We start from the raw sequence: 15,095 nt of genomic DNA on the forward strand, positions 1-15,095 counted from the left end.
CGACTGTAACTATTTGTAAGCGTTTGTAAATGGAAATTGTTTTTTGTATATTTGAGATAAATCTTACGATATGCAGACAAAAATTAAAAAAGTAGAGTTAAGAAATCTTGAAATTGAGGACTATAAACAATTAAAAAAATCAATGATTGAATCGTATCCAGAAATGGCCGATTCATATTGGGGATCTGATGATATAGAAAGATTACTTTCTATTTTTCCAGAAGGACAGTTGGTGATTTTAGTTGACGGAAAGGTGGTGGGCTCTGCATTATCGCTTATTGTCGATGAAAAATTGGTGGAAAAAAGACACAATTACCAGCAGATTAGTGGTGACTACACCTTCTCTACTCATAATCCGAATGCTGAAATTTTATACGGAATAGATGTTTTTATTCATCCAAATTATCGCGGTCTGCGTTTAGGCCGCCGATTATACGATGCCAGGAAAGAACTTTGCGAACAGCTGAATTTAAAAGCAATTGTTTTTGCAGGAAGAATTCCGAATTACAGGGAACATGCCAAAAAGATGTCTCCAAAAGCCTATATCGAAAAAGTTCGTACTAAGGAATTGTACGATCCTGTGCTTTCTTTCCAGTTAAGCAATGATTTTCATGTTTTAAGAGTTATCAAAAATTATTTGGAAGGCGATGAAGAATCGAAAGAATTTGCAGTTTTGCTCGAATGGAATAATATTTATTACGATGATAGTCCTAAACTGATAAATCTGAAGAAAAATATCATTCGTTTAGGATTAATTCAATGGCAAATGCGTCCGCTGAATAACGTAGAAGCGCTTTTTGAACAAGCCGAATTTTTCATTGATGCCGTTTCGGGTTACGGATCTGATTTTGCACTTTTTCCCGAATTGTTTATCGCGCCGCTAATGGCCGATTATAATCATTTATCTGAAGCAGAAGCTATTCGTGAACTGGCCCGTCACTCTGATCCTATCAGAAAGAAGTTTCAAGAATTTGCTATTTCATACAATATCAACATTATCACCGGAAGTATGCCATACATGGAAAGTGGAAATCTCTACAATGTTGGTTTTTTATGCAAAAGAGACGGAACTTCAGAGATGTACACCAAAATTCATATCACGCCAAACGAGGTTATTCATTGGGGAATGAAAGGCGGATCGCAATTTAAAACCTTTGACACCGATTGCGGTAAAATTGGAATTTTAATCTGTTATGATGTGGAGTTTCCAGAACTTTCGAGACTTTTGGCAGATGAAGGAATGAATATTCTCTTCGTACCCTTTTTAACAGATACTCAAAATGGATATACACGTGTGAAACATTGTTCGCAAGCACGCGCCATCGAAAATGAATGTTATGTAGCCATAGCAGGTTGCGTCGGAAATCTTCCAAAAGTGAACAATATGGACATTCAATATGCGCAGTCTTCTGTATTTACGCCTTCAGATTTTGCTTTTCCAAGTAATGGAATCAAAGCAGAAGCTACTCCAAACACCGAAATGACGCTAATTGTAGATGTTGATTTGAATTTACTGAAAGAGCTTCATGAACATGGAAGCGTAAAAACATTAAAAGACCGTAGATCTGACCTTTATGAAATTAAAAAATTGAATTCATGAAAACATGCCTGGAATGTTCCGCTAAAATTTTCGGACGTGAAGACAAAAAATTCTGTTCCGACAGTTGTCGAAATGCGTACAATAACAAAATAAATAAAGATAGTACGAATTTCATGCGAAATATAAACAACAAGTTACGCAAAAATTACCGTATTTTGGCAGAGCTAAATGTAGAAGGAAAATCGAAAGCTTCACGAGATAAATTATTAACAAAAGGCTTTGATTTTGAGTTCTTTACAAACATTTTGCAAACCAAGACAGGAAATACATATTACTTCTTGTACGATCAGGGCTATCGTTCCTTGGACAATGATTATTTTATGCTTGTTAAAAAAGAAATATAGTTAGTATTATTTTACCATGAGAAAAAACCAAACCTCAATTCTAGCCATAACCTGCGTTTTAGCTTTGCTTGGCATTATATACGCCACGATGATGCCGCAAGGAATCTCTAAAGACGACGAAGCGCTTGCGGAGTTTTCGACTGAAAGAGCCTTCCATCAGGTTGAGATTATTGCGCAGAAACCGCACTATGTCGGATCGACAAATCATGAACTTGTTGCCAATTATCTAAAACTGGAATTAAACAGAATTGGTTTAGAAACGAGTGTTCAGGAAGGTTTTACTCTAAATGATAAAGGTCTTTTGGTTAAGTCAAAAAATATTTTGGCTCGAATTAAAGGAACAAACAATACCAAAGCGCTTTTACTTCTTTCTCATTATGACAGTGCACCGCATTCTTTCTCAAAAGGTGCTAGCGACGATGCTTCGGGAATTGCCACAATTTTAGAAGGTGTACGTGCTTTTTTATATTCCAAAAATCCTCAAAAAAACGATATTATCATCTTATTCTCTGATGCAGAAGAATTAGGATTAAACGGAGCTGCTTTATTCGTAAACCAACACCCATGGGCAAAAGATGTAGGTCTGGTTTTAAACTTTGAAGCAAGAGGAACTTCTGGCCCAAGCTACATGCTGATGGAAACCAATAAAGGAAATGAAGCTTTGGTTAAGGAATTTACAAAAGCAAAACCTTCTCACCCAGTTTCAAATTCTTTGATGTATAGTATTTACAAAATGCTTCCTAATGATACTGATTTGACCGTTTTTAGAGAGCAAGCTAACATTCAGGGATTCAATTTCGCGTTTATCGATGGTCACTTCAACTACCATACGCAGCAAGACGATATTCAGCATTTAAACAAAACGACATTAGCGCATCAAGGCACTTACATTATGCCTTTGCTGAAATACTTTTCTAATATTGATTTAAACCAAACAGGGTCCACTGAAGACGATGTTTATTTCAGCGCTCCTTTTTCATTCATCAGTTATCCGTTTACTTGGGTAATGCCAATGACGCTAATTGCTTTTGGTTTATTATTTATCTTCATTTTTGTTGGAAAAGTAAAGAGAATCATCACTTTCACAGAAATTTTCAAAGGTTTTATTCCTCTTTTAGGATCTATTATAATTGCTGGATTGGTAACATTTTTAGGATGGAAACTTATTCTTGAAATTTATCCGCAATATTCTGATCTTCTAAACGGATTTACGTATAATGGACATGCGTATATTGGCGCGTTTGTTACATTGAGCATTGCTATTTGTTTTGCTTTCTACCATCATTTTTCTGAAGCTAAAATTACAATGAACCATTTTGTAGCTCCTTTATTGCTTTGGATTATTATTAATGCGTTTTTAGCTAATAGTCTAACAGGAGCTGGTTTCTTGATTATTCCTGTTTATTTCGGAATTCTATTATTCGGAATCTTTGTTTTCACACAGCATTACAGCTTAGGAATGAATTTACTTTTCAGTATTCCGGCTCTAGCAATTGTTGCGCCTTTTATTGTAATGTTCCCAATCGGATTAGGACTTAAAATACTTTTTGGAAGCGCAATTTTAACCGTTTTACTATTCGGATTATTATTGCCAATATTCGGTGCCTTTGCCAAAAAAGGAACTTGGATTATTGTTTTCTTTATTGCTTCTATTTCGTTTTTCATTTACGCTGGCTATCATTCTGGCTACGAATATGGCAAAGCCAAATCAAATAGTTTATTATACGTTTACAATGCCGACAACAATTCTGCTGTTTGGACAACGTATGATACTAATTTGGACGAATGGACCAAATCTTATTTAGGCGAAAGCAATCAAAAAGCCGTTGGTTTAAATACGTTGCCGCTGTCAAGCAAATATAACACGACATTTACGTATAGCGCTATTGCTCCTGTCGTTGAAGTTCCAAAACCGACAATTCAGTTTTTAAGAGACAGTGTTATTGGAAATAATAGATATTTAAAAATTAAAATCACTCCAAACAGAAAAGTAAACCGTTACGACGTTTATGCTAATCCGAAAATGACGTTTTACAACTTTAAAGCAAATGGAGTGGCAACTTCTGGCGAAAAAGGAAATCGTCTTCAAAGAGAGGACAGTAAAATTTTATGTTACTATGTTGTAGGAAATGAACCGCTTGAAATGGAATTTTACATCAATAAATCATCTATTTTTGATATGGATTTAATCGAAAGTTCGTTCGATTTAATGACCAATCCGTTATTAAACGTCAAACCAAGACAAAACTGGATGATGCCGACGCCTTTTGTTTTAAATGACGCTGTTCTTATTCAGCAGAAAATAAAAAGATATACGCCACCTGTACAACCTATTGAGCCAGTTGTGGTAAAAGATAGTTTGGCTGTATCAAAAGACACTATAAAACCTGCACCTATTCAAGAATAGATATATATCAATCAGAAAATAATAAAAAAGCAGACTTTCGAAATCAAAGTCTGCTTTTTTATTTTTAGCAGGCACATTCAAATTTTAAAACTTCTACCTTTCCTTTTATGCTTTCAGTTGTATAACCACCAAACTTACAACACTCTATTTCTCAAATTAGGCATAAAAAGAAAAGACAAAGTGTGATTTACTTTAACTTTGTGAGAAATTTAATCTCGCAAAGTCGCTATTTTATTTCACGCAGATTTAAAAAGATTTAAGCTGATAGACGCAGATCATAATTTAAATAAATCTGCAAAAATCTTTTTAAATCTGTGTGAAACAAAAGACTTTGAACCTCTGTCCCTTTGTATCTTTGCACCTCAAAACAAAAAAATGAAACAAATAAGCATATTAGGTTGTGGCTGGCTCGGTCTTCCTTTAGCAAAAAACTTAATTGCAAAAGGACATTCCGTAAACGGCTCTACAACTTCAGAAAATAAACTTTCGCTTTTAAAAGATGCTGGAATAAATCCATTTTTGGTAACCGTTGAAAGTGATTCAGTTTCTGAAAATATCAACGTTTTTTTAGCGGAAAGCAAAATTCTAATTATCGACATTCCGCCAAAATTGAGAGCTGTCGATCCTAATGCTGAGAAAAAAGCTTTTGCAGAAAAAATCAAGAATCTAATTCCATTTATAGAAAAATCAACGGTTAAGAAAGTTCTATTTATAAGTTCAACTTCCGTTTATGGAGATGATAACGGTATTGTAACCGAAGAAACTATTCCAAATCCAGATACTGAAAGTGGTAAACAATTAGTTGTAGCAGAAAAGCTTCTTCAAGAAAATCAAAACTTCGAAACTACCATTCTCCGTTTCGCCGGATTAATTGGTGAAGATCGTCATCCTGTTACGTTTTTAGCCGGGAAGGAAAACCTAGAAAATCCAGATGCTCCAATAAATTTGATTCACAGAAACGATTGCATCGAAATCATAGAAGAAATTATAAATCAATCTAAATGGAATGAGGTTTTTAATGCTGCTGCGCCATTTCATCCAACAAGAGAGGAGTATTATTCCCAAAAGTCGATTATAATGAATTTGCCAGAACCGAAATTCAATTCTGAAAAATCAAATATTAAAAAGGAAATTTCAAGTATAAAAATTGAAACACTCTTAGATCATAAATTTAAGCTGGATCAATATTAAACCATATAAGCCATGTAAGTTTATGAAAAGAGTTTAGAAAAACTTAAATTTGCTTATATAACTTATATGGTTTTGGAAACCGAGAAATTTATGGAAACAGCATTCATCAACTCGCCTTTAGGAATCACCAGAATTGTTGGAGATGAAAATGGTATTGCTATAATTTCTGTTTCAGATGTTGGCACCAATGATGTTTCAGAAACTATTCCTGAAGTTTTGCAAGATGCTGTTTTCCAGTTAAACGAATATTTTGAAGGCAAAAGAACCGATTTTGATCTTAAACTGAATCCGCAGGGAACCGAGTTTCAGCAAAAAGTATGGAGAGCATTGTTAGAAATTCCGTACGGAAAAACGATTAGTTATATGGACCAGACCAAAAAAATGGGCGACGTAAAAGCAATTCGCGCCGTAGCATCGGCAAATGGTAAAAATCCGCTTTGGATTGTGGTTCCTTGCCATCGAGTTATTGGCACAAACGGATCTTTAACGGGTTACGCCGGCGGACTCTCCCGCAAAAAATGGCTTTTAGAACATGAAAGTCCGTCTCAACAGCAAAGTTTATTTTAGTTTTTAGCCACGACCCGAGCGATAGCGAATAGGCGAAAGCAATTCACGAATTTTCTTTTTAATCATAGCATATTAATTATTGTTCTAAAAATTTATAAATAAGAAGATACATTCAATTTGTACTTTCAAAAAATATTGAGATCAAATTTGTGTACATTTATATCAAATAAAAAATAGTATAATTTTCGTGAATTCGTGGCGAAAACCCACAGCAAAATTATGATTGAAAAAGTAAACCTCAATAACATTTTATTTCTTGATATAGAAACCGTTCCTGAAGAAGAGAATTTCAATTCGCTTGACGCGGAAATGCAGTCACTTTGGGATTTAAAAACACAATATCAGCGTAAAGATGAATTTACTCCAGAAGAATTTTACGAACGCGCCGGAATTTGGGCTGAATTTGGAAAGATAATCTGCATTTCGGTCGGCTTTTTTACGATCAAAGGAGATGTTAGAAATTTTAGAGTGACTTCGTTTTTTGGTGAAGAAAAGAAAATTCTAAAAGACTTCAGCAATTTGGTTAATAATCATTTCAATCAGCCACAACATTTACTTTGCGGACATAATTCGAAAGAATTTGATATTCCGTTTATTGCACGAAGAATGATTATCAATCAACTGCCTATTCCAGACAAACTGAATTTATTCGGAAAAAAGCCTTGGGAGATTCCGCATTTGGATACTTTAGAATTATGGAAGTTTGGAGATTATAAACATTTTACTTCTTTAAAACTGCTCACCAAGATTTTAGGCGTACCATCGCCAAAAGGCGATATCGACGGAAGCCAGGTTGCTCATGTTTATTATGTCGAAAAAGATATCGATCGAATTATTACTTATTGCGAAAAAGATACGATTGCTGTAGCTCAGATTTTCTTGCGCTTACGCCGAGAAGATTTATTGATTGAAGATGAAATTATTCATGTATAGTTATTTTTGAGGTGCTAAGATGCTAAGGTTCTAAGGGACTAAGCTTTTTATGTGCTTCTGAAATAAGATTTAGCTAAAATGACTTATATAACTTATATGGTTTAAAAAAATGACACACGAGGAAATTTCACATTATCGTTTGGTTGCTCAAAAGCTTTATAAAACAAGTTCTTGTTCGCCGCAAGAAATTGTAAAGCATTTTGGCGCCATGCAGGCTCAGGATTATGCCATGGCAAAATGGGCAATTGGTTCGCGTTGTGATTCCTCAGAAAAAGAGATTCAAGAAGCTATAGATTCAGGTAAAATTATTCGAACCCATATTCTGCGTCCGACTTGGCATTTTGTTTCTCCAGATGACATTTATTGGATGTTGGATCTTTCTGCTCCACAAGTAAAACGTTTTACGGCTTCTGGAGCTAAAAAATTTGGTTATGATGAGAAAAAGTTGAATCAGGCGAATTCTTCTATCGAAAAACTCTTGTCAGGAAACAATCATTTGACTCGAGATGAAATCATGCAGGAACTTGGAATCAAGAAAACTTCCAGCGACGATTTCCTGAGTGCTGCGATTATGATGAATGCCGAATTGGACGGTTTGGTCTGCAATGGAAAAATGAAAGGCAAACAAATTACTTATGCTTTACTCGAAGAAAGAGTTCCGAAACCAAAAATCAAATTAAATAAAGAAGAAGCCTTAGCAAAACTCGCTTTACGTTATTTTGAAAGTCACGGTCCAGCAACAGTACTCGATTTCTCTTGGTGGTCAGGTTTTCCGCCTACAATTTGTCAAAAAACAATTAACGCAATTGAGTTGCAATTAAACCAAATCACCATTGATAATCAGCAATATTGGTTTAAAAAAGAGATTACTGATGAGGATAACTTTCGCGAAAGCGTACATTTTCTTCCCTCTTTTGATGAGATTCTAATTTCGTATAAAACACGCGAAGCTTCATTTAATACAGAACATCAATCGAAAGTTTTCACTAATAATGGGATTTTCAAACCTATTATTTTAGAAAACGGAAAAGTAATTGGCATCTGGAAAAGAACCATCAAAAAGGATCATGTCAAAATAGAAACAGATTTTTTCAATGAAATAGAAGTAAACAAAAAACAGGTTCTTTTGGAAGGAATTAAATCTTTTGAAACGTATTTGGAAACTAAAGCTGTTATATCTTGATCTGAAAGCAGTGCTAATGTGTCGCTCCGCTGGAGCTTTTTCTTCTGTGACTAAACCTTTTCTATAAATATGCCGCTCTTCCAGAGCTATTTATATTCTGAAACTAAGCCTGGAAGAGCGACATATTTATAGAAATTAAATCCGTTCTCTAACAGAAGCTCCAGCGGAGCGACACCAAAATTCAAGTTTTCAAATAAATTATTTCAATCCTAAGCATCAAATTATTCTTCTGAAACAGAATCTTTATGCTTATTATTGCTAAATAATTACATTTACAAAAAATTACAATTATGGTATTAAGCAGATTTTGGTTAGCGATTTTCATTTCTTCGATTGTTTTTATTGTAGTCAGTTTGTTTACTGCCAATACGTATACTATTGATTCTATTTTAAATGGAAAGAAAGACGATCCTGTTTTAGTTTCTGAAAAATACGTCGAAGAACTTCCTGCTTTCTTAAAAGATAGTATAAAAAAAGCGCCAGATCAGACCATGATTATCAATCGTGATACGCTAAATGCTGACACGACTTACGTTTACAAAAACAAAACGGTAAAAATCTATAGTGGACTTCAAAAATCTGACGGTTTATTGCCAACTTGTAAAAGCACTTTGGTCGATTTAATTCTGCCTCTTATTGCGTATTTAGCCTTTTTCTGTGGTTTGATGGAACTTTTAATTGTTTCTGGAGCTTCAGGAAAATTAGCTAAAGCTTTAAGTCCGGTATTTGTAAAAGTGTTTCCAAGCATTCCAAAAAATCACCCTTCGATTTCCTATATGACTTTAAATTTTGCTGCCAATTTCTTGGGATTAGATTCGGCTGCGACGCCATTTGGACTGAAAGCCATGGAAAGTTTACAGGAGATAAATCCCGAAAAAGACAAAGCGAGCGATGCGCAAATTATGTTTATGTGCCTTCACGCTTCTGGATTAACTTTAATTGCGACTTCAATTATTGGTTATCGCGCGGCGGCAAACGCAAGTAATCCGGCCGATGTGATGCTGCCTTGTATCATAACTTCATTTATCGGAACTATTGCAGCATTTTTAATTGTTGGAATCAAACAAAAAATCAATTTTAAAAGTGCTTCACTTCTTATAGGTTTAATGGTTTTGATTGCGGCTATTGTGAGTCTGCTGATGTATGTGAATTATTTGGATCTGATCGGAAAAAATTACTTTACTTCTAACCTTTCTGGATTAATCTTAATTGCGATTATTGCTTTTACTTTAATTTTCTCATTTGTACATGAGAAAAAATTCAAAGAAGCAGAAACAACGGTTTTTGATACTTTCGTTGTTGGTGCCAATAACGGCGTGAAAACTGGAGTTACGATTTTCCCTTATGTTTTAGGAATGCTAGTTGCGATTTCATTATTCAGAAATAGCGGTTTATTCGAAATTATCAGCGACGCCATCGGATTTATCTTTTCGAATTTAGGCGTAAGCAAAGAAATTACGAATGCGCTTCCTGTTGCCATGCTTCGTCCGTTTAGTTCTGCAGGTTCAAGAGGATTCTTAATTGATTCCATGAATACTTTTGGAGCCGATTCTTTAACCGCTAGATTGAGCAGTATTTTCCAATGCAGCGCCGAAAGCACTTTTTATGTAATTGCGGTTTATTTTGGTTCTGTTAATATCAAAAACACGCGTTATGCACTAGGCACAATGCTTTTGGTAGATTTGATCTGCGTGATTACGGCAATTTTTGTTGCGACTTGGTTTTTTTAGCATTTTAGCTATTGTCAAATTTTAATTTTGGAAATATAAACATTTCGTCATACCAGATTAAAATCCAGATTACAAAATTTTTCTAACGTTTCCCGAATTAAAATCCAGATTTAAAGATTGTTGGAACGCTTCCCCGGATTAAAATCCGGGGCTACAAAATTGTTCGAGCCGACGGCTCTTTTTATTTGCGCAAACAATTTACAAAAGTTCCATCGGAACGTTTAAATATTGTAGCAACGGATTTTAATCCGTTGATCATAAATGACAGCAATTCAAGAGTTCCGTAGGAACGTTACATATTGTAGCCCCGGATTTTAATCCGTGGAGATAACGAAATATGCCAATCAATAAAAAAAGAAAGTTAAATATTACAAAAATATGTTTATAGCATTTATTTTTGCCAGAAAAAAACATGGCAAATACCTATCATCAAGTCTACATTCAAGTAGTTTTTGCAGTTAAATATAGAAATGCTTTAATTGAAGAAAGCTGGAGATCTGAATTACTTGCCGTAATTGGCAATTTAATTAACGAAAATGGTTGCAAAAGCATTATTGTAAATGGTGTTGAAGATCATGTACATTGTTTGGTTGCGCTAAAACCAACAATTACCATATCTGATCTCATGAAAAATGTCAAAGCAAAATCTTCAAAATATTTCAATGACAATAAACTAACGAAATCTCAATTTTCGTGGCAGGTTGGTTATGGTGTTTTCTCTTATAGTCAATCTCAAATTGATTCTGTTTATAAATACATTCAAAATCAAAAAGAACATCACAAGAAACAAAGTTTTAATGATGAATATCTAAATTTTCTAAATAAATTTAATGTTGATTACGATGAAAAATTTATATTTGAAAATCTAACATAAACATTATGAAAATAGCCCCCCTCTTCTTCGTATTGCTCTTAATCGGATGCCAGAAAACAAAACCTACAGATGCTGCACCACCAATTGCAGAAATACTGGAAAACCACGAAACCTTGCCGGTTACAAATGATGAGAAAATCATTAAAACTGATACCGTTGCCATTTATATGGACGGAACAGAATCTGCAACAGATTATATTCTAGCCCATTTGGTAGAACAGCAGGCAGATAAAGACAGTATCGTTTCTGTAAAATACCGATTAGATTTTTATCAGAATAAAACCAAAACAGCTTCTTCAAAAATTGCAATTAAAGGTTTCGAAAAAGGTTCTGAATGGATTGCTTCTTACGGATTAACATCCGAAAATTTTACAAATTCTCCTTTTTTACAGATTTCTGTCGGCTATCCGGCATGTGGCTATTCGCATGAAAATTATTTATATTATATCAAAAACAAAAATCTTCAATTAGTGCATCAATGGAATACGATGTCGGACAGTGGTTGGGGTAATTGGCTGGAAATCATTAATCCAGAAAAGAATTCTGAACCAAAATCTTTTTATTGCAAAACTGTTGCATTTGTTCCAGATGATGAAAACGAAAATCAAGACATGGGAATTCTAAGATATTCTGATTCTATTGCTTTCGAATTAAAAGACAACAAATGGAAAAAGATGCTTCTTTCTGCGAAGGATAAACCTTACTTCGAAAAAAAGATGACGTTTGATCAATTTAACACCATAGAATAAAAACTAGCTACAGAGTCCTTATTCAAATTCTTTCTTAGGTAAATAATTTCTAAATTTGTAAAAAAACAAAACTAATGATTGATTTTATATACCAAGATCCTTATCCGATCTTAAAGGATGATACGCAGTACCGCAAAATCACTTCTGATTTTGTAAAAGTGGAGCAATTTGGAGAACGTGAAGTTTTAACGGTTGACCCAAAAGGTTTAGAATTATTGGCTGAAGAAGCTTTAACAGATGTTTCGTTTATGTTGAGAACGACACATTTGCAAAAGCTAAGAAAAATTCTAGACGATCCAGAAGCGACAGACAATGATCGTTTTGTGGCTTACAATTTACTTCAAAATGCATCTGTAGCTGCGGAAGGACAGTTACCAAGCTGCCAGGATACTGGAACTGCAATTGTGATGGCTAAAAAAGGCGAAAGCATTTTTACTGGTGTTGATGATGCAGAATGGTTAAGCCGCGGAATTTTCAATACTTATCAAAAAAGAAATTTACGTTATTCGCAAATTGTTCCGATTTCGATGTTTGAAGAGAAAAATTCAGGATCAAATCTTCCGGCGCAAATTGATATTTATGCTAAAAAAGGAACTTCTTACGACTTTTTGTTCATGGCAAAAGGTGGTGGATCTGCAAATAAAACTTACTTATATCAACAAACGAAGTCATTGTTGAATGAAAAATCTTTAGATGAATTCATTCGCACTAAAATTAAAGATTTAGGAACTTCTGCTTGTCCTCCTTACCACTTAGCTCTGGTAATTGGCGGAACTTCTGCTGAAGCAAACTTAAGTGCTGTTAAAAAAGCTTCTGCTGGATATTACGACAATCTTCCAACAACTGGAAACATGGCTGGTCAGGCTTTCCGCGATCACGAATGGGAAGAAAGAGTTCAGAAAATCTGTCAGGAAAGTGCAATTGGAGCGCAGTTTGGAGGAAAATATTTCACGCACGACGTTCGTGTAATCCGTCTGCCTCGTCACGCGGCTTCTTGTCCAGTTGGATTAGGAGTTTCTTGTTCTGCAGATAGAAACATCAAAGGAAAAATTACGAAAGACGGAATCTTTGTTGAGCAGTTAGAAGTAAATCCAAAACAATTTTTACCAGAAACAGCTCCACATTTAGAAGCTCCTGTAGAAATTGATCTAAATCAGCCAATGGCAGATATGTTGGCTCAGCTTTCTAAATATCCGGTTAAAACGCGTTTAAAACTAAACGGAACTGTAATTGTGGCGAGAGATATTGCTCACGCAAAAATTAAAGAAATGTTAGACGCTGGAAAACCAATGCCAGAATATTTCAAAAATCACCCAGTGTACTATGCTGGTCCTGCAAAAACTCCAGACGGAATGGCTTCTGGAAGTTTCGGACCAACAACTGCTGGACGTATGGATGTCTATGTGGATGAATTCCAGAAAAATGGCGGAAGTATGATCATGTTGGCAAAAGGAAACCGTACTAAACAAGTTACTGATGCCTGCAATAAATACGGCGGATTCTACTTGGGTTCTATCGGAGGTCCTGCTGCAATTCTGGCGCAAGACAACATTCTTAAAGTTGAAGTGGTTGATTTTGAAGAATTAGGAATGGAAGCGGTTCGTAAAATCACTGTTAAAGATTTCCCAGCGTTCATTATCACAGACGACAAAGGAAATGATTTCTTTGCCAATCTATAAGCATTTGCCACGAAGGCACAAAGTCACAAAGTTTTTATAAAAAAGCAAAACCGCCCAAAAGGCGGTTTTTGCTTTTTTTTAGCATATCTTTAAAAAATTCTTTGCGTCTTAGTGCCTTCGTGGCAAAACTTATGCGCTCATGTCCTGTTTTTCGAAGGCTATAAAATGCGAAATTTCTCCTTTGAGATTGTAAACTGGAGAGGCATCGATTTTACATTTGTACGTATTCCCGTTTTTTCTATAGTTTTCGAGTGTTTTTTCAAAAGGGATTTTCTTTTTTAATGCTTCTCTAATTTCCTTTAAATCTTTTTGAGAAGTTGCCGGGCCCTGAAACATTTTTGGGGTTTTGCCTAAGATTTCTTCTTCTCTGTAACCCGTCATTTTTTTTATTCCGCTTGACGCGAAAACTATTTTCAGATTCAAATCGGTTACGACAACTACTTCATTTTTAATTCTTTCTTGAATGTTAAGCTTCTTTTCATCCCAAGTAAATTCGTCAGAGATTTTACTTACTCTTTTCAAATCAGCGTTTAGGGCTTTTAGTTCATTAAGGTATTCGTAATGAAAATCCCAAGCTAGAATTGGAACTGAATTTCGCTGCTGCACATCATCAGAATTTTTACTTTTCATATAAAACAATGAGATAGATAAATCTTTTTTCTCAAAGATAGGAGAAAAATCTTGCTATTCACAGTCAACATCTTATTTTGAATTTTTAAAAATTGTTATTAAAACGTAAACTTTAACTGTACCACAACTGCCTTTTTTACTTCGGTATTCAAATTACTCAATGAAATTCCAAGCAGTCGAACCGAATCTTTCATTTTTTCCTGATACAATAATTCCTCCACATTTTCCATAATAAGACTTTTATCAGAAATAAAATAAGGCAGCGTTTTGCTTCTTGTCTGTTGCGAAAAATCGCTGTATTTAATCTTGAGTGTAATGGTTTTTCCAGAGATATTATGCCTTTGCAACCGTTTTTCGAGCGAAGTTGCAATGCGTTCCAATTGCTCCATCATAAAAATTTCAGAAGACAAATTCACATTAAAGGTATGTTCTGCAGCAACCGATTTGGTAATTCGGGAAGGTTTTACTTCACTATTGTGAATGCCTCGAACTACGTGATAATAAAACGTCCCCGATTTTCCGAAATGCTTTTCTAAAAACTCCAAAGACTTGCTTTTCAAATCGGTTCCAGTAAAAATTCCGAGCTGATACATTTTTTCTGTAGTCACTTTTCCAACTCCATAAAACTTTCGAATCGGAAGATCTTCTAAAAAAGCTTCTACTTCATCAGGATTTACCGTTTTCTGTCCGTTTGGCTTGTTGTAATCGCTGGCAATTTTAGCCACAAATTTATTGATCGAAATCCCAGCAGATGCCGTCAATCCTACTTCATTCAAAATTCGCTGTCTAATTTCCTGCGCCAAAAGACTTGCGCTCGGATTTCCTTTTTTATTGTTAGTAACATCCAAATAAGCTTCGTCAAGCGAAAGTGGCTCAACCAAATCGGTATAATCGTGAAAAATTTTATGGATTTTGGATGAAATCTCTTTATAACGATCAAATCTTGGTCGAACGAAGATAATTTCAGGACAATATTTTTTGGCTAAAGCTCCGCTGAGAGCACTTCGAACACCAAACTTTCTGGCTTCGTAACTTGCCGCCGAAACCACGCCCCGATTCTCTGAACCTCCAACGGCTACTGGTTTTCCTCTTAATTCTGGATTGTCCATCTGCTCTACCGACGCATAAAATGCATCCATATCAATATGAATAATTTTACGATATGTTGGCGTTTCAGACATATTGCAAATTTACAGAGGAAAAACAAT

The 15,095-nt window shown here is 34.9% G+C and carries 13 protein-coding genes; 11 read left to right on the forward strand and 2 right to left on the reverse strand.

Translation table 11 applies throughout. The features are described 5' to 3' along the window. The first annotated feature begins 70 nt into the window (after positions 1-70). The 11 genes from Q9Q97_RS01660 to Q9Q97_RS01710 all read left to right on the forward strand — a co-directional run bounded on the left by Q9Q97_RS01660 (position 71) and on the right by Q9Q97_RS01710 (position 13,257). A complete protein-coding gene (locus Q9Q97_RS01660; protein WP_306153790.1) occupies positions 71-1,600 on the forward strand; it encodes a bifunctional GNAT family N-acetyltransferase/carbon-nitrogen hydrolase family protein in 1,530 nt (509 codons plus the stop codon). Further along, the gene (locus Q9Q97_RS01665) at positions 1,597-1,944 is read left to right on the forward strand and encodes a hypothetical protein (RefSeq protein WP_306153792.1); all 348 of its coding nucleotides are present in this window, start codon (positions 1,597-1,599) and stop codon (positions 1,942-1,944) included. Before Q9Q97_RS01660 ends, Q9Q97_RS01665 begins: the two co-directional genes overlap by 4 nt. A 16-nt stretch (positions 1,945-1,960) precedes the next feature. Beyond that, complete coding sequence (locus Q9Q97_RS01670; protein WP_306153794.1) at positions 1,961-4,351, forward strand: M28 family peptidase; 2,391 nt, start codon at positions 1,961-1,963, stop codon at positions 4,349-4,351. Positions 4,352-4,726: 375 nt separating this feature from the next. After that, positions 4,727-5,542, forward strand: coding sequence for an NAD-dependent epimerase/dehydratase family protein (locus Q9Q97_RS01675; RefSeq protein ID WP_306153797.1), 816 nt, complete (start codon positions 4,727-4,729; stop codon positions 5,540-5,542). A gap of 90 nt (positions 5,543-5,632) precedes the next feature. Further along, entirely contained in the window at positions 5,633-6,109 is a 477-nt protein-coding gene (locus Q9Q97_RS01680; RefSeq protein ID WP_306153799.1) for a methylated-DNA--[protein]-cysteine S-methyltransferase, read from the forward strand. A gap of 219 nt (positions 6,110-6,328) precedes the next feature. Further along, entirely contained in the window at positions 6,329-7,042 is a 714-nt protein-coding gene (locus Q9Q97_RS01685) for a 3'-5' exonuclease (protein ID WP_306153801.1), read from the forward strand. 109 nt (positions 7,043-7,151) lie between these two features. Next, positions 7,152-8,225 (forward strand): winged helix DNA-binding domain-containing protein, encoded by a 1,074-nt coding sequence (locus tag Q9Q97_RS01690; protein WP_306153802.1) that lies wholly within the window; start codon positions 7,152-7,154, stop codon positions 8,223-8,225. Positions 8,226-8,515: 290 nt separating this feature from the next. Next, entirely contained in the window at positions 8,516-9,955 is a 1,440-nt protein-coding gene (locus tag Q9Q97_RS01695) for a nucleoside recognition domain-containing protein (protein ID WP_306153805.1), read from the forward strand. Between the two features lie 412 nt (positions 9,956-10,367). After that, positions 10,368-10,829 (forward strand): IS200/IS605 family transposase, encoded by a 462-nt coding sequence (gene tnpA, locus Q9Q97_RS01700; protein ID WP_306153807.1) that lies wholly within the window; start codon positions 10,368-10,370, stop codon positions 10,827-10,829. A 5-nt stretch (positions 10,830-10,834) separates the two neighbouring features. Continuing rightward, positions 10,835-11,578, forward strand: coding sequence for a hypothetical protein (locus tag Q9Q97_RS01705; RefSeq protein WP_306153809.1), 744 nt, complete (start codon positions 10,835-10,837; stop codon positions 11,576-11,578). Positions 11,579-11,652: 74 nt separating this feature from the next. Continuing rightward, positions 11,653-13,257 carry a fumarate hydratase gene (locus Q9Q97_RS01710; RefSeq protein ID WP_306153811.1) on the forward strand — a complete coding sequence of 535 codons (1,605 nt, stop codon included), beginning with the start codon at positions 11,653-11,655 and terminating at the stop codon, positions 13,255-13,257. A gap of 129 nt (positions 13,258-13,386) precedes the next feature. Here Q9Q97_RS01710 and Q9Q97_RS01715 read toward each other — a convergent pair whose 3' ends face one another. Further along, entirely contained in the window at positions 13,387-13,887 is a 501-nt protein-coding gene (locus Q9Q97_RS01715) for a PAS domain-containing protein (protein WP_306153813.1), read from the reverse strand. A gap of 98 nt (positions 13,888-13,985) precedes the next feature. Further along, entirely contained in the window at positions 13,986-15,068 is a 1,083-nt protein-coding gene (gene dinB / locus Q9Q97_RS01720) for a DNA polymerase IV (RefSeq protein WP_306153815.1), read from the reverse strand. Positions 15,069-15,095 lie beyond the last annotated feature (27 nt).

It is taken from the genome of Flavobacterium sp. DG2-3 (assembly GCF_030730925.1).
Lineage (GTDB): Bacteria > Bacteroidota > Bacteroidia > Flavobacteriales > Flavobacteriaceae > Flavobacterium.